Origin of the sequence: Bradyrhizobium sp. STM 3562 (assembly GCF_045571435.1) — a bacterium.
In the GTDB taxonomy this organism is placed as follows: Bacteria; Pseudomonadota; Alphaproteobacteria; order Rhizobiales; family Xanthobacteraceae; genus Bradyrhizobium.
In genome coordinates this window covers 1,259,587-1,274,328 of sequence record NZ_CP120694.1, presented here as the reverse complement: position 1 = coordinate 1,274,328, position 14,742 = coordinate 1,259,587, and the positions used below count along the sequence as shown (strand labels likewise).

The 14,742-nt window shown below is 62.6% G+C and carries 15 protein-coding genes; 4 read left to right on the top strand and 11 right to left on the bottom strand.

Annotated features, from left to right (window positions below):
- Positions 1-214 precede the first annotated feature (214 nt).
- Together budA and alsS are read left to right on the top strand one after the other, a co-directional pair.
- Positions 215-1,045, top strand: a complete 831-nt coding sequence (gene budA / locus P6U23_RS05985; protein WP_407178649.1) for an acetolactate decarboxylase — start codon at positions 215-217, stop codon at positions 1,043-1,045.
- A 10-nt stretch (positions 1,046-1,055) separates the two neighbouring features.
- The gene (gene alsS, locus P6U23_RS05980) at positions 1,056-2,732 is read left to right on the top strand and encodes an acetolactate synthase AlsS (protein WP_407178648.1); all 1,677 of its coding nucleotides are present in this window, start codon (positions 1,056-1,058) and stop codon (positions 2,730-2,732) included.
- A 96-nt stretch (positions 2,733-2,828) separates the two neighbouring features.
- On the opposite strand, the gene P6U23_RS05975 is transcribed toward alsS, so the two are convergent.
- The 5 genes from P6U23_RS05975 to P6U23_RS05955 are packed head-to-tail and all read right to left on the bottom strand — an operon-like array spanning position 2,829 to position 7,883.
- Positions 2,829-3,854, bottom strand: coding sequence for a Rieske 2Fe-2S domain-containing protein (locus tag P6U23_RS05975; protein WP_407178647.1), 1,026 nt, complete (start codon positions 3,852-3,854; stop codon positions 2,829-2,831).
- A gap of 15 nt (positions 3,855-3,869) precedes the next feature.
- Positions 3,870-5,231 carry an amidohydrolase family protein gene (locus P6U23_RS05970; RefSeq protein WP_407178646.1) on the bottom strand — a complete coding sequence of 454 codons (1,362 nt, stop codon included), beginning with the start codon at positions 5,229-5,231 and terminating at the stop codon, positions 3,870-3,872.
- Positions 5,228-6,028, bottom strand: coding sequence for an ABC transporter permease (locus P6U23_RS05965; protein ID WP_407178645.1), 801 nt, complete (start codon positions 6,026-6,028; stop codon positions 5,228-5,230). Before P6U23_RS05965 ends, P6U23_RS05970 begins: the two co-directional genes overlap by 4 nt.
- Positions 6,025-6,879 (bottom strand): ABC transporter ATP-binding protein, encoded by an 855-nt coding sequence (locus P6U23_RS05960; protein WP_407178644.1) that lies wholly within the window; start codon positions 6,877-6,879, stop codon positions 6,025-6,027. Before P6U23_RS05960 ends, P6U23_RS05965 begins: the two co-directional genes overlap by 4 nt.
- Before the next feature lie 8 nt (positions 6,880-6,887).
- On the bottom strand, positions 6,888-7,883 hold the full coding sequence (locus P6U23_RS05955; RefSeq protein ID WP_407178643.1) for an ABC transporter substrate-binding protein: 996 nt from the start codon (positions 7,881-7,883) through the stop codon (positions 6,888-6,890).
- A gap of 260 nt (positions 7,884-8,143) precedes the next feature.
- Between P6U23_RS05955 and P6U23_RS05950 the strand changes: the two genes are divergently transcribed.
- Positions 8,144-8,539, top strand: a complete 396-nt coding sequence (locus tag P6U23_RS05950) for a RidA family protein (RefSeq protein ID WP_407181345.1) — start codon at positions 8,144-8,146, stop codon at positions 8,537-8,539.
- Positions 8,540-8,748: 209 nt separating this feature from the next.
- On the opposite strand, the gene P6U23_RS05945 is transcribed toward P6U23_RS05950, so the two are convergent.
- From P6U23_RS05945 to P6U23_RS05925, 5 genes are read right to left on the bottom strand one after another with little or no spacing between them, the layout of a single operon-like run.
- Positions 8,749-9,333, bottom strand: a complete 585-nt coding sequence (locus P6U23_RS05945; protein ID WP_407178642.1) for an NAD(P)H-dependent oxidoreductase — start codon at positions 9,331-9,333, stop codon at positions 8,749-8,751.
- 1 nt (position 9,334) lies between these two features.
- Positions 9,335-10,690: an FAD-binding oxidoreductase gene (locus P6U23_RS05940; protein ID WP_407178641.1), complete on the bottom strand. Its 1,356-nt coding sequence runs from the start codon at positions 10,688-10,690 to the stop codon at positions 9,335-9,337.
- A complete protein-coding gene (locus P6U23_RS05935) occupies positions 10,687-11,505 on the bottom strand; it encodes a cysteine hydrolase family protein (protein WP_407178640.1) in 819 nt (272 codons plus the stop codon). Before P6U23_RS05935 ends, P6U23_RS05940 begins: the two co-directional genes overlap by 4 nt.
- Positions 11,506-11,508: 3 nt before the next feature.
- Positions 11,509-11,928, bottom strand: coding sequence for a cupin domain-containing protein (locus P6U23_RS05930; RefSeq protein WP_407178639.1), 420 nt, complete (start codon positions 11,926-11,928; stop codon positions 11,509-11,511).
- Between the two features lie 26 nt (positions 11,929-11,954).
- Entirely contained in the window at positions 11,955-12,770 is an 816-nt protein-coding gene (locus tag P6U23_RS05925) for a creatininase family protein (RefSeq protein WP_407178638.1), read from the bottom strand.
- Between the two features lie 146 nt (positions 12,771-12,916).
- Between P6U23_RS05925 and P6U23_RS05920 the strand changes: the two genes are divergently transcribed.
- Positions 12,917-13,822: a LysR family transcriptional regulator gene (locus P6U23_RS05920; protein WP_407178637.1), complete on the top strand. Its 906-nt coding sequence runs from the start codon at positions 12,917-12,919 to the stop codon at positions 13,820-13,822.
- Between the two features lie 36 nt (positions 13,823-13,858).
- On the opposite strand, the gene P6U23_RS05915 is transcribed toward P6U23_RS05920, so the two are convergent.
- Positions 13,859-14,725: an aromatic ring-hydroxylating dioxygenase subunit alpha gene (locus P6U23_RS05915; RefSeq protein ID WP_407178636.1), complete on the bottom strand. Its 867-nt coding sequence runs from the start codon at positions 14,723-14,725 to the stop codon at positions 13,859-13,861.
- Positions 14,726-14,742 lie beyond the last annotated feature (17 nt).

The window sequence follows — 14,742 nt, the reverse complement described above, 5'->3', positions numbered from 1 at the left end:
CCCGAGGCACGGCATCATCATGCCGCCCGACGTTCTCGTGCGCGCCGACGAGACCGTTGAATGAGGCGGAGGAGAGCGAAATCACGACACTGTGTGCGTGCATACAGAACAAGGTGACCGTTTTTGGAAAGCGTCGACATGCGTGGAATGCTCTTGTGCCGCCGCCTGCTGCTTGAGCAGCGGATAGGCGACGCTCTCCGATCGGAGGTCTGCGATGGCAAATCTGGAGACGAGCATTCCGGCGTCGCTTCGGGCGGCGCTGGATGAGGAAGCCGCAAGAAGCGGGAGAACGGCCGCATCCGTGATCACAGCGGCTTTGTCCGAATATCTCGGCTTACCGGTTCATACCCTGTTTCAAGTCTCGACCTCCGGTGCATTGGTCGCGGGAGTCTACAACCGGGAGGTCAGCGTCAGGTCGATCCTGGAGCATGGCGATTTTGGCCTCGGCACCTTCGCCAACCTCGACGGTGAGATGGTCGTGCTCGACGGGCGCGTCTACCAGGTTCTGGGCAGCGGGCGCGTCTGTGAAGCCGGTCTCGATGCCGGGGCGCCTTTTGCGGTGGTCACGCGCTTCTCGCCGCAAACCGATGTCGAGATCGGCCCCGTCGCAAGTTTCAGGGAGCTGGAGGGTCGCTGCGACAAGTACCGGTCTTCGGGCAACATCTTCTATGCACTCCGTCTCGACGGCCGCTTTGCGCATGTTCGCACCCGCGCCGTGAACCCGCCGCAACCCGGCACGGGTCTCGCCGACGCGGCCAAGGCTCAGAGCGAATTCCATCTCACCGATATCGACGGGACCATGGTCGGCTTGTGGTCGCCGGGTTTCTCCAGTGCTTTCAGCGTCGCCGGCTACCATCTCCACTTCATCTCGAAGGACCGGCAGCATGGCGGACATCTGCTTGACGTCGCAGCAGGCCCTCTCCGCATGCGGATGGAAGCATTGACCAGCTTCCACTTGGCGCTGCCCGAATCGGAAGCCTTTCTCAAAGCGGACCTCAGCAAGAACACGGCCGACGAACTCGCCTATGCCGAACAGGCTCACTAGGAGATCGACAATGGACACGCGTTCAAGACAGACCCAACAGATCGGTGCGGATTTGGTCGTTCGCACGCTGGAATCACGAGGCGTAACCCATGTCTTCGGCGTTTCGGGCGCCAAGATCGACACGCTGTTCAATGCGCTGGTTGACTCGAAGATCCAAACTGTCGTCTGCCGACATGAGCAGAATGCGGGCTTCATCGCCGGCAGCATCGGCCGCATGACAGGCAATGCAGGCGTCACCATTGCAACATCAGGGCCAGGCGTATCGAATCTGACCACGGCTCTCGGCACCGCGAACTCCGAAGGTGACCCGGTGGTGGCGCTAGGCGGTGCCGTCGCCACGGCCGATGCGCTCAAGCAGGTGCATCAGACGATGGATTCGGTCTCCATTATGAAACCGGTGACCAAGTTCAGCGCGACGGTCGGCGCTCCCGATCAGCTCGGCGAAGTGCTCGCCAATGCCTTCCGGGCAGCGGAGTCCGGCCGGCCCGGCGCGGCCTATGTCAACTTGCCCATCGATATCATGGCCGCCCCTTGTAGCCGTGAGCCTTTGGCCGCTCCGGCCTTTGCCGGCCCTGGGAGTGCGGACGCCGCCGCGATCAAGGAGGCGGCACGGCTCATCAATGCTGCGTCGAATCCAGTGGTCATGCTGGGGATGCTCGCCAGCAAGCCGGCCAATGCGCAAGCCCTGCAGACATTCATCGGCAAGAACAACCTTCCCGTGGTCGGCACCTTCCAGGCGGCAGGCGCGGTCGGCGCGATGCTGTTCGACAATTTCGGCGGACGCGTCGGCCAGATTGCCAACCAGCCGGCCGACCGCCTGCTCGAGTCCGCGGATCTCGTCATGACCGTGGGCTACGACCCTGTCGAATATTGGCCCCCGCTCTGGAACGGCAGGAATCCGCGCAAGATCATCCACATCGACGTTCAGCCGGCGGATCTCGACAATTGCTATAGCCCCTACGTCGAACTGACCGGCGATATCGCGCAAACTCTGCAGGCGCTATCGCCGCACCTTGAACGGCAACGCAAATCGGCGTTGTCGTCGGAAATTCTCGATATGATCGGTCGCGAGCGTCAGCAGTTCGCCACCGAAGCGCAGGCTCGCGCCGGGACCCCCATCCATCCATTGCGCCTCGTGTACGAGCTGCAGCAGTTCGTCGGCAGCGACACCACGCTTTGCCTGGACATGGGCTCGTTCCATTTGTGGATCGCGCGCCACCTCTATAGCTTCAGGCCGCGGCAGGTCTTGATCACGAATGGTCAGCAGACGCTGGGTGTCGCGCTTCCCTGGGGAATCGCAGCCTCGATCGTCCGTCCCGCTGAGAAGATTCTCTCGATTTCCGGCGACGGCGGCTTTCTTTTCTCGGCAATGGAGCTGGAGACCGCGGTTCGTCTCAAGGCCAATATCGTGCACATGGTCTGGATCGACGGTAGCTACGATATGGTCGGAACCCAAGAGCAGATCAAATACGGCCGCAGATCCGGCGTGGACTTCGGTCCCGTCGACTATGTCAAGTACGCCGAGGCTTTCGGCGCCAAGGGATTGATGATCGGCAAACCCGACGAGATCGCCCCGATCCTGAAAAAGGCGTTTGACATTGCCGGCCCGGTCATCGTCGGAGTCCATGTCAACTACAGCGACAACCATAAGCTCTTCGAAATGGTCGACGCGAGCGCCATCCATTAAGACGGGATGGGCTTCGGCTGAGTCATTGTGTTCGCGAACCCGGTCCACCTTTCCCAAGCGGGAGAGGTGGACACACTGGCTACGCCCGAGCCAACCTCAAGCCACCTCGTCCCTCGGCTTCTCCTCTTCATCGTGTTCGCGCAGCAATTCGAGCAGGCGCTTGCGCATGATCATGCCCGGCCGATCCGAGGGCATGTGCATCTCGATCTTTCGGCTCATATCGACGATGGCGTCGGGATCGGTCGATTCCAGCATGTCGCGATCCTCGGCGATGATCGCCGCGTCCCAGTCGATCAGCTCACGGGCGGAGCAGTCCGCCTCGGTGTCGTTGCGGAAGAGAAGCTGAACCACCTGGATCTGCCCGTCGGCAATCGGCGTGGCGCAGTTGAAGATGATGTGGCGGATACCCGAGGGATATTCCATGTCGAGCCGACGGCAGAACGGCATGAACCACTTGTTGCGCTGGTGCCGCTTCGTGGTCGGCTCGCTCGTACCGGTGATCCTGAAGGCGCTCGGCGGGTTCTTGACCGTGATGATCGTCTCGGCGTCGAAGCCGTAATCCGTTTCGATGATCTCGTATTTCTCCGGCTTCGGCTGCTTGATATCGCCAAAGGTCCCCTTGTGGACGAAAGCGAAATGGGCGTTATCGAAGGAATTTTCCATCAGCCGCAGCGCCGCTGTATTCCATTTGTCATAGAACTGGTGGATGAGGCGATAGCGCGGATTGCCCTCCTCGGGAATGTCGGGAATCTCGCGCAGGGGCTCATCGAGCGCGACCCAGACGTACCCATAACGCGCCCTGACGCGGAATGACCGTGCCTTGGCATCGGGGATGGGCTGCTCGAATGGAAACTGCGGGATCATCACCAGCCTGCCGTCGCGATCGTACTCCCAGCCATGATAACCGCAGACGATGTTGCCGTTGTTGCACCAGCCCTTTGAAAGCTTCGCCGTGCGATGGCAGCAACGATCCTCGAGCGCGGCCGGATCTCCCTTCGCATCGAGGAACAGCACGATCGGCTCGCCCAGCAGCGTAAAGGGCTTCGGTCCGTCCTTCAGGTGATCGACCGGCATGACCGCATACCAGAAGCGGCGAAGGACGGGTTGTTTGGTGCTCAGCATCGTAGCCCTCCGAAGTCAGGCAGCCAGGCGCGTGACGACGCGGGCCGCATCGGATTTGAGTTTTTGCAGATCGAGCCCCGGAATGAGGCCGTTCTCGACGACGATCCGTCCGCCGATCAGGAGATAGCGCAGCTTGGCCGAGCCCGCGCAGGTCACCGGCGCAATCATCGGATCGTGCATGCCGAAATGACGCGGCTCATCCAAATCGAAGATGGCGATGTCGGCCTGCTGCCCCGGCGCGAGCGTGCCGACATGCGGCATGCCGAGCACGCGGGCGCCGCCGGCGGTGGCCCAATGCACGACGTCCTCCGCGGTCACTGCGCCGGCCCCCTTCACGGCACGATGGGTGTGCCAGGCGCTGTGCATCTCGCAGATCATGTCGGCGGCTTCGTTGGACGCCGCACCGTCGACGCCGAGCGACACCGCGCCGCCCAGTCGCGCCATTGCATCGGCAGGGGCGACACCGGAGCCGAGGCGGCAATTGGATTGCGGACAATGCGCCATTCCCGTTCCCGTGCTGGCGAGAACCCGGACCTCGTCGGCGTCGAGATGCACCAGATGTGCGAACCACACGTCCTCGCCGAGCCAATCGTGATCGGCCAGCCAATGCACCGGCCGCTTGCCGTGAACCGCGAGGCAGAAATCGACGTAATCTGACGTTTCCGAAAGATGGCTGTGCAGCCGCAGCTTCATCCGCCGCGCCGCCGCAATCACTTCCCTCAATTCGCCGGGATCGAGCGACCAGGTGGGCGTGGTCGGCGCAAGCGCCACGCGGGACAGGCTGGCGGGCGAAGGATCGTGAAACCGCTGTGCGCAAGCTTCGGCCGATTGCAGCATGCGATCGAGCGTCTCGACGGGCGTCGGCATCGACTCCGTCGCATCAACGTGCCGCGCCATGGTGGCGCCGCCGCGGCAGAGCACCAGGCGGATGCCGAGACTGCGCGCGACCTCGAAGATCACCTGCGCCGGGTCGAATCGGAATGTGTCGCTGAAGAGATAGTGGTGATCGGCGACCGTCGTCGTTCCCGACAGCAGCATTTCCGTCAGTCCGATCCGGGCGGCAATAGCGAGTGCCTCCTCGTCGATCCTGGACCAGTAACGGTAAGGCACAGAGCGCAGCCAACCAGCGAGCGGCAGGTCGATGCCCGATCGCACGCCCTTCAGCACGCTCTGGAACAGATGATGATGCGTCGAAATGAGGCCCGGATAGATCACGCCGCCGCGCGCGTCGAGCCTCTGCTCGTCCGGCCCTGGCTGGAGCGCACCGATCTCGACGATGACTCCGTCGCGAATCCGAATGTTCCCCGAAGTCCTCATTGCGGAGCCGGCGAGCCCCGTGAAGATCCCGGCCGCGTTCTCGATCAGCATCGTCGTCATGTCTCTGCTCTTGCCTCGCTCTCATGCCAGTTCGACAGCGCCAGCCGCGACAGCCCGACCATCGCCCCAAACAGCGCGACGCCGGTCAGCGTGATCAGAAACAGCGCCGCGAACATGCGGGGAATCTCGAGCGTAAATCCCGCATCAAGGATCTCATAGGCCAGCCCCGACGAGCGGCCGCCGGTGCCGGCCACAAATTCGGCCACCACGGCGCCGATCAGCGCCAGCCCGCTCGATATCCTCAAGCCGCCAAAGAAATAAGGCAGCGCGCCCGGGATTCTCAGCTTGATGAGCGTCTTCACGCGGCTGGCGCGATTCATCCGGAAATAATTGGCAAGGCCCGGATCGACGCTGCGCAGGCCGAGCGTCGTGTTCGAGATGATGGGGAACAGCGCGACCAAGGTTGCGCAGATGGTGAGCGAGGCCTGCGTGTTCCTCACCAGGATGATGACGAGCGGCGCGATCGCAACCACCGGGGTGACCTGCAACAGAACCGCATAGGGAAACAGGCTGACCTCGATGGCCCGGCTCTGGACGAACATGAAAGCGATCAGCGTGCCGAGGACGACTGCGGCCGCGAAGGCCTGCAATGTCACGCGCAAGGTAACGAGCAGCGCCCGCAACAGCGACGGACCATTGTGCAGCAAGCTCGCGAAGATATCGCTCGGCTTGGGAAACAAATAGACGGGGACCGAGGCGAGGCGAAAGCCGACTTCCCAGAGCGCGAACAGCGCAACGCCCACCGCGACGGGGGCTGCAATTCGTACGAAGGCCTCCGATTGCAGCAGTGGTTTCACGATGCGCCTTCCGATGCCGTCGGTAGCGATGCTTCGGCAAGCCAGGTCGACAATTCACGGCAGTAAGCGGCGAATTTCGGGCTATCACGAAATCCCTGGTCGCGCGGCTGCGGCTCATCGAGGGTCATGGTTCGGAAGATGCGGCCGGGATTTGCCGCCATCACGACGATCCGCGTCGAGAGAAACACCGCTTCATAAATCGAATGCGTGACAAACACGGTCGTCAGTTTGCGCTCCCACCACAGCCGGACCAGATCGTCATCGAGCTTGTTGCGGGTAAATTCGTCGAGCGCGCCGAATGGCTCGTCCATCAGAAGCAGATTCGGGCTTGTCACCAGCGCGCGAGCGATGGAGACGCGCATCTTCATGCCGCCGGAGAGTTGCCGTGGATAATGGCGCGAAAAGGCCGACAGCCCGACCCGCGCGATTGCATCGGCCACCAACGGATTTGCCTTGGCCTTGGGCATATCTGCCAGTTCAAGCGGCAGCCGCACATTGGCATCGACGCGAGCCCACGGCATCAAGGTCGGCTCCTGGAACACGAAGGCGAAGCGTCTCCCCTCCTGCCCCACCTGGGCGAAATCGCCTCGCCACCATAGCAGCCGGCCGTCCGACGGCGCGATGAGATTGGCGATCAGCTTGAGCAGCGTGCTCTTGCCGCAGCCGGATGGGCCGATGAGGGTCAGGAACTCGCCCTCAGCGATGGCAAGATCGATCGGCGAAAGCGCACGCGTGCCGTTCGCGAAGATCTTCTCGGCTGAGAGCACTTCGACAGCCGGTGGACGATCACCACCGGCCGTCACGCGCTCCGTCTTGTCCTCGAAGCTTTCGCCAGGCGAAAGGGCGTTCATGGCCACACCTAGTCGACGCCGATCTTCAAATCCTTGACGAAGCGGTCGTCAAAAGCCTTCTGCCAATCGACCTTGGGATCGAGCAGGCCGCCCGCGACGAGGAAATCGTAGATCTGCTTGTAACGATCGGCGGTGATGATGCCGATGCCGAGCTTTGCCGCATCGCCACGATCAAGGGCCTTCATTTCCTTGAGCTTCTCGATGGCGAAGGCGATCTGCCCGTCGGTCATCTTGGGATTATCGGCCTTGATCAGCGCATTGCCCGGTGCGGGGTCCTTGATGTAGTCGCGCCAGCCTTCCAGCGACGCCTTGACGAAGCGCGCCACCACGTCGGGCTTTTCGGCGATCATCTTCTCGGTCGTGACGATGGTCGAGCCGTAGGGCGGATAGCCGCCGTCGGCGAGCAGGAAGAATTTGACCTTCTCTTGCTGCTGCTCGGCCTGATAGGGCTCGGAGGACGGATAGGCCTGCTGCGCCATGGCCTTGTCGGCGAAGAACGGCTGCAAATTGAATGTATATGGGCGGATCTGATCGTCGGTGTAGCCGTATTTGGCGCGCAGCCAGGGCCAGAACGTCACGCGCGACGATCCGGCGATCAGGATAGGCCGGCCTTTCAGCGCGGCCAGATCCGCCACATCATCGTGGGTCATGATGCCCTGCAGATCGAATTGAAAGGAAGATGCCACCGTGACCAGCGGCAGGTTCTGCTCGCGGCCCTTCAGCACCTGGATGTCATAGCCCATCAGGAAGTCGGTTTCGCCGGCGAGCAGAAGCTGGGAGCCGTTCACCTGCGGTCCACCCATCTTGATCGTGACATCGAGTCCCGCCTTCTCGTAGAGCCCGGTCGCCTTGGCCTGATAGAATCCGCCATGCTCGGCCTGCGCAAACCAGCTCGTTAAAAACGTCACCTTGTCCGCGGCCCGCGCCGGCGCCAAAGCGGTTATCAAAGCCTCCGCCGCAATCGCGGCGGTCACCATCGTTCGCAGCAGGAATTTCGTCCCCATTCGCAGCACCCTCATGTCGAGCCGGCAACGGCCGGCGCCGTCATCCTCGCCTGCACTGAAGGATGCACAGAGGAGCTGTCGCCTGAAAGCATTTTTATTCGAGCGATCTGTTGCCTTCCAGGCAACGCCAATTTCATGAGCAACAAGCCGCGAACGTACCGGACGCGAGCCTGACATCATCGGCAAATTCTCGGGTGACGGTTGCGCGGGACTGACCTAACATCAGCCCGCATCGGGCCGCCGCTGACCTCGGAGCGATCATCTTGCGCGCACTCTCCCCACCCTCGATCAGGCCTCCCTTTGCGCGCTACAGTCACGGCATTGCCGTGCCGGCCGGCCATCGGCTGGTCTTCACCTCCGGACAACTCGGCATTGGCCCCGACGAAAAAATCCCCGGTGGCAGCGAGGCGCAGGCCGAGCTTTGCTTTGCCAATATCGCAGCGATCCTCGCCGAAGATGGCATGAGCCTCGCCGACGTGGTTCACCTGAACGCTTACGTGACCGCGCGCGAGCATATGGCCGGCTACATGCGCTCGCGCGATCGGCAATTTCCAGGAACGCCGCCGTCCTCGACGCTGGTGATCGTGTCCGGCTTCACCCGGCCGGAATTCGTCGTCGAGATCGAGGCGATTGCGGCGGCAGCCGAGCGCGGGTGAGGCAGTAACCAGGCATCTTTGTTCTGGCGATGTCGTTTTGAGCCAAAGCGGGCGTCGCTCTCAACCCGTCATCCTGAGGTGCTCGCGAAAGCGAGCCTCGAAGGATGAACGGCCCCGCTGCGAGAGCGGGCCGTCGCCCTTCGAGACGCGCGCAAGCGCGCTCCTTCAGGATGACGGGCTCAACTTGATCGCGCGTTTCACCATTAAATTTAGAACCGGCTCATCTCGCGCCGGACTTTTGCAAGAAAGCGGCTCCGCTGCGTCGGCGTGGCAATGTTCATGTGGTAGAGCGCGTGATAGCGCACGATCGCATGTCCGCCGGTGAACCATGGCAGATAACGCTTGATGATCTTGCGCGGCGGATCGGCCATCGCGATCGCCTGCCAGCGCGGACGGCCATAGGTCGCGATCCCGGTGATGCGCTTGATGTGCATCAGCATCGGCCTGGCCTGCGCGGGATCCGACAGATCGAGCGCGATGCCGGGGCCGAACATCCGATCGAACCAGCCCTTCAGCATCGCCGGCGGTCCGAACGACCAGGTCGGAAATTGCACCACCATGGCACCCGCCGCCATCAGCCGGTCGGCGTGGGCCTCGTTGTTGGCGCGATTGCGCGCGGGATCGTGGTAGTCGCGCCGGCGCTGCGCGGTCAGCACGGGATCAAAGCCTTCGGCGTAGAGATCGAGCAGGTCGATCTCGTGGCCCGCTTGCTTCAAACCGGCGAATACCTCCTTGCGGATCGCGGCGTGAAAGCTGTCATCCAGCGGATGGCAGTAGACATAGAGCACGCGCATATCAGGGCCTTGGGGTCACAAAGCTCCGCATCTTGCCGGGATTGAGCAGGCCGTGCGGATCGACCTCACGCTTGAAGCCGAGTTGGTCGGCATCGGCGCGCTTGTAACGGCTGCCGTCCTCAACGGTGAAGACATGGGGATTGGCAATGTAGACTCCGCGTTCCTCGTGCAGGCTGATGATCTCGTTCAGCCGGTCGGCATTGCTGTAGCGCACCACCGGCAAGGCACTGCAGGTGACGCGGCCGCCAAAACGGATGAATTCGAGATGCTGCAGCACCTCATCGGCAAATAGCTCCCGCATCTGGCGGACCTTCTCCATCGGACGATCGTCCGGGTAGAGGCACTGCAGATAGGTCACGGAACGGTCGGACTTCAGCACCTGGAGCGTGGTGTGATTCCAGGTGTATTCATACAGCGGCACTTGGCCCCGACTGTCATCGGTCGGCATCTCCAGCGTGATCTTGCCTCGTCCGCCGAGCAGCGATTTGAAACTTTCGAGCGACGGCTCGGCAATCATCGCGATCAGAATGCTTGCGCCCTCGGGACAAGACGGCCGCAGCGCGCCGAAATAGGACGGCAGCGGCCAGGTGATCGGCGAAAGCAGTTTCTTCACGATCCCGTCGGCAAGCGCGAGCTCATAGCCGAACGCGGCAGCCTCCATGAAATCATCGAACGCGACAAGAACGTCGATCCACCTCCAAGCAGGCGCGAGCGGCATTTCCAGAGCGGTGATAATGCCGGTGGTCCCATAAGCGCGGTTGACCTTCTGCGCCGCATCGCCGCGCAGCTCGATGATGCGCGGCTCTTCCTCGACCGTGACGATGCGCGCGGCCAGGATATTGCCGCCCTCGCGCAGGCCGCCATAGGTGACCGAGCCGATGCCGCCCGACCCACCCGCCACGAAGCCGCCGATGGTGGCGGTCCGCTTTGTGGACGGATGCATGCGCAATTCCCAGCCTTGCGGCTGCAGCTCTGTGTCGATCGCGTTCAGCTTCGCGCCGGCACCGACACGAATGAGCCCGGGCTTGACCCACTCGATGCCGTTGAGCGCGGTAACATCGAGCAGCACACCGCCCTTAAGCGGCACGGCCTGGCCATAATTGCCGGTGCCGCCGGCGCGTACGGTGATGGGCACACGGTGGCGCGCGCAGGCCGCGGCAGTCCGGACGATATCCTTCTCGTCCCGTGGCGCGACAATCAGATCCGCCGACTTGCCGTCGAGCTGCTCGTTCAGGACCGGGCTGTACCAGAAGAAATCGCGCGAGCGCCGGCGCACGACCTTCTGGTCGGTGACGACAGGAATATCGCCGAGATCCGCGACCAGTTTCTCCAGAGCATTGAATGAGAGATCGTTCACGGTTGCCCACTCCGGTTCGATTCGAGTTCTCTCAGAACCGCATCCGATCCGATAACGAAACCGAAGCACTGGCGCACGTTGTAGAGAGTCGCGGCCATGCAATAGTCCGGCGAGGTCGTGGCGGCGCAATCCTCCAAGAGCAGGCAATCATAGCCGCGAAAATTGGCATCCTGCAGCGTGCACAGCACGCACTGATCGGCGTTGACGCCGGCAAACATTAGCGTGGTCACGGCGAGATTGCGCAGGATGCTGTCGAGCTCGGTGTCCTGGAAACCCGACATGCGGTATTTCGCGACCTGGATGTCGGAGGGATCGGCGGCAAGTTCATCGACGATTGCCGCCGACCAGCTCCCACGCTCGAGCACTCTGGCGCCGGAAGCCGGGAGCGCATCGCCGAGACCAATGCCGGCGCCGCTCGGCTTATAGACATGGAGCAGCGACGGGCTGAGATTGAGCCGGTCGGGCCGATTGCCCCAATTGACCCAGATCACAGGCACATCGTGCTTGCGCAATGCCGGCAACAACCGCTGCAGCGGCGCGATCGGCGTGCGCGCCGGCGCGATGTCGACGCCAAGCTGCGCCAGCCACCCCTCGGGATGACAAAAATCATTCTGCATGTCGACGATAATGATCGCGCTGCGCGCGAGGTCGAACGTCACCAGCTTGCCTTGCGCCTGCACCGTGATCGGCCGCGGCGGGATCGGCTGGCGCACCAGATGAGCGCGGCTTTCCGAGACCATCCAGCCATTGCGCCGGCTCGACCCAAGGGGCCGCAAGCTTTGCCCGCCCGGAGAGCCGTTCGGCCCGGCATCCATGACCTAAAGCCCCTGAAGAATGCGGAGATCTTCCGCATCGAGTTCGACCTGATCACCGCCGCGGATCAATTCCGCAAAGCCTTCGTTCGGGGTCATCACCGTGAGCGTGTACAGCTTGCCGGGGCCGGTGTTTTCGATCACATGCTCGGAGCCGGGATGGAGCAGCAGCGAGTCGCCCTTCTTGATCGGCACGGCCTTGCCGTCGCAACGTGCAAGACCTTCGCCGTGCAGCACATGAAAGAATTCGTGTGCCGAGGCATGCTCATTGGGCGGCGTCGCGCCGCCGGGCTTGAAGATCTCGATGACGAAGATGTTGCCGATCGCATCGGTCTCCTGATCGAACAGCATCACGAAATAATTGGTGTCCTTCGGCGAGATCCGGAAAGCCTTCGCCCGCGCGAGCCCGGCAACACTGAACGGCATGCGATGACTCCCTCGCACAGAAACTCTCATCCCGCATCGAACACGGGACGTGCGGCCAGCCGCGACATCGGGTAGCGGCCGATCTCCTCGACCAGGGCCACGAGCCGCCTTGCCGAGCGCTCTACCAGCTCCCTGCCGAGCTCCGCCCTCGCCTTGCTGGCATCACCGCAGGCGCCCTTCGGGTGAAGATCCTGCGCCTGCCAGCCGAAATAGGCTGCGTCCTGGCCGAGCATTGCTGACTCGCGTTCGATCTGTAGCGAAACCGGCATGAAATTCTCGGCCCGCGTCATATCCACCAGCTCCGGATGCAGGTGCAGCATCACGCTGGTTTCAATTTGGCCGCCGTGGATGCCATGCCTGATCTCGGCGGCATCGAACAGGTCGCTCATATCGATCAGCCGCGACCACATGGTCGTCAATGCGAACATGCCAAGCTTGACGCGCAAATCGCGGCAAACGATCTCCAGCAATTGCGGCTGGCCGCCATGCGAATTGAGGAACAGGATCTTGCGCAAGCCGGCGCGATGCACGCACTCGCCGAGCTCGTACCACATCCGCGCCAACGTCTCGTGCGACAGCGTCAACGTGCCGGGAAATGCCAGATGCTCGTCCGACTTGCCCACCGGCAGCATCGGCAAAACCAGGGCCGGACAGTCTTGCGGCATCAGCTCCACCGCCCGCGCGACGATGCCCGCGTTGATCGCGGCATCGACCCGCACCGGCAGATGCGGCCCGTGCTGCTCGATGGCGCCAACGGGCAGAATCGCCACCATGCGTTCGCTATCGAGTTCGGCGAAATCGCGTGTCGTCAGATCCCACCGCCAGCGCGACTTGGGAAACATGCCTGAACCGAACCTGTGCCGACCCGCTTCTCTTCGTGCCGATCTTGCACGCCCGGCCATGACTTGAAAGCGCTTTAATTCGGCAGACCCGTTGCCTTTTAGGCAACGTGCGGCCATCCTGATCGCGAGCCCTTTTGCGAGCCAGGATGATGCTTCACAGTCGCCTATTGAACTATGTCGACGAGGTTGCCCGCACCGGCTCGATCCGCAAGGCGGCGAACCACCTGAACGTCGCGGCATCCGCCATCAGCCGCCAGATCCTGGCATTGGAAACGCAGTTGGGGACGCCGATCTTTCAGCGTCTTCCGAAGAAGCTGATCCTGACGGCAGCAGGCGAAGTCCTGATCGGTCATGTCCGCCAGACGCTCAAGGAGCTGACGCGCGCGCAGGCAAAAATCGAAGAGCTCAAGGGCCTGCGGCGCGGCGAGATCACGGTGGCGCTGATGAGTGGGCTTGCCTCAAATCTGGTCCCCGGCACGGTCAAGGAATTTCGCCTTGCCAATCCGCGCGTGAAGCTCAACCTGACGCTGTTCAACACCGGTGCGGAGATCCAATCCGCCGTCGCCAATGGCGAAGCCGACCTCGGCATCGGATTTGACTTCACCAAGGACGGCAATCTCAAGGTGCTCGCCCGCACCGTCGGCAGGCTCGGCGCGGTGATGGCGCCGAACCATCCGCTGGCGAAGCGGAGCAGCATCCGCCTCAGCGATTGCATCGATTATCCGCTCGTCATCGCCGACATCAGCAGCGCGATCCGGCCTTACCTGGACGCAGCCTTCACCCGGGCCTCGATCGACCTGCAGCCCGTCATCGAGACCAACGCGATCGAAATCATGCGGCACGCCGCCATCCTCGACAACGGCATCACCTTCCTGACGCCGTTCGATATCGAATTCGAACGCCGCGCGGGACGCCTGGTCTACGTCACCGTCCGTGAGCTCGCCCATGATGCGCAGGCATTGATGCTGATCGGTCACGAGCGCGGGACCAGCGCCATCGCGAGCGTGCTTGCGGAAATGCTCAAGGCCATGATGCGGGAGGCCGGTTCGTGAAGCCCGCCGGGCGGGCGCCCTCGCGACGGGCCGCGATCAGAGCGAACCGGCGATCGTGCCGTAGCGGAGCCCCTTCTCCTTGAGCCAACGCCGATAGGCCACCGACGAGCTGTCCGCCCGGGTCGGAATCTCCGCGCGCGGCTCCAGCGGTAGCCGCAGCGGCCGCTGGTTCTCGACGACGATGCGATCCTGCAGAAAGATGACCTGCTCGAATTTCAGGAGATCATTGTGCGCCGATTTGGTGTCGACCAGAAACATCACCGGTTGGGCGCGGCACAGCTCTTCCTCGATCGGTTGGATGAACATCGCAATCGCATCCAGCCGCGACGGCACCGACGGACAAACCCGGTACAGCATCACCGCAAATGGCGACGGCACGCGATAAGTGAGCTTCACGAAATCGCCCGACGATTCCGTAACCGCAATTCGCGGCTGGAAGAACCGGCAGTTGGTCGCCCAGACCTCGTCAACATCGCGGCGGATCTCGCTCTCATAGCCCGGCACCTCCGTATGCGGCTCGGCTCCGAGAATATCGTTATGCACGTAAGGAAAATGGGCCATGTCGAGAAAGTTCTCGATCATCCGCGGCGCGGAGGTGCGCATTTTCACCCAGCCGCAGATAACGAAACGTCGGTCCGGTTCGGAAGCTTCGGGGATTTCAAAGATCTCGCGCGACGGCATGCCCAGGCTGGTCCAAACACAGCCATAGCGCTCACGTGTCGGCAGGGCCTTGCCCGGTCGTCCTGCTGTATCCAGCTCTTGCACGCGGAGCGCGCCGTCTTCGCGATAGAGCAAAAGGTCCTGGCCAAGCAGGCGCGTGCGGCGCGGAGAGGCCGTTACATCCGACAGCGTCTCGACCGCGTACCATTCGTTCAAGGCGACGGGGTCATCTGTCCTGGCCATGGCTCGCTCCAGTCCCT

Bases quoted from the DNA above. Each gene is read 5' to 3' on its own strand.
- budA (WP_407178649.1), top strand. From the start codon at position 215: ATGGCAAATCTGGAGACGAGCATTCCGGCGTCGCTTCGGGCGGCGCTG.
- alsS (WP_407178648.1), top strand. From the start codon at position 1,056: ATGGACACGCGTTCAAGACAGACCCAACAGATCGGTGCGGATTTGGTC.
- P6U23_RS05975 (WP_407178647.1), bottom strand. From the start codon at position 3,854: ATGCTGAGCACCAAACAACCCGTCCTTCGCCGCTTCTGGTATGCGGTC.
- P6U23_RS05970 (WP_407178646.1), bottom strand. From the start codon at position 5,231: ATGACGACGATGCTGATCGAGAACGCGGCCGGGATCTTCACGGGGCTC.
- P6U23_RS05960 (WP_407178644.1), bottom strand. From the start codon at position 6,879: ATGAACGCCCTTTCGCCTGGCGAAAGCTTCGAGGACAAGACGGAGCGC.
- P6U23_RS05955 (WP_407178643.1), bottom strand. From the start codon at position 7,883: ATGGGGACGAAATTCCTGCTGCGAACGATGGTGACCGCCGCGATTGCG.
- P6U23_RS05945 (WP_407178642.1), bottom strand. From the start codon at position 9,333: ATGCGCGTGCTCTATGTCTACTGCCATCCGCTGGATGACAGCTTTCAC.
- P6U23_RS05935 (WP_407178640.1), bottom strand. From the start codon at position 11,505: ATGGATGCCGGGCCGAACGGCTCTCCGGGCGGGCAAAGCTTGCGGCCC.
- P6U23_RS05930 (WP_407178639.1), bottom strand. From the start codon at position 11,928: ATGCCGTTCAGTGTTGCCGGGCTCGCGCGGGCGAAGGCTTTCCGGATC.
- P6U23_RS05925 (WP_407178638.1), bottom strand. From the start codon at position 12,770: ATGTTTCCCAAGTCGCGCTGGCGGTGGGATCTGACGACACGCGATTTC.
- P6U23_RS05920 (WP_407178637.1), top strand. From the start codon at position 12,917: ATGATGCTTCACAGTCGCCTATTGAACTATGTCGACGAGGTTGCCCGC.
- P6U23_RS05915 (WP_407178636.1), bottom strand. From the start codon at position 14,725: ATGGCCAGGACAGATGACCCCGTCGCCTTGAACGAATGGTACGCGGTC.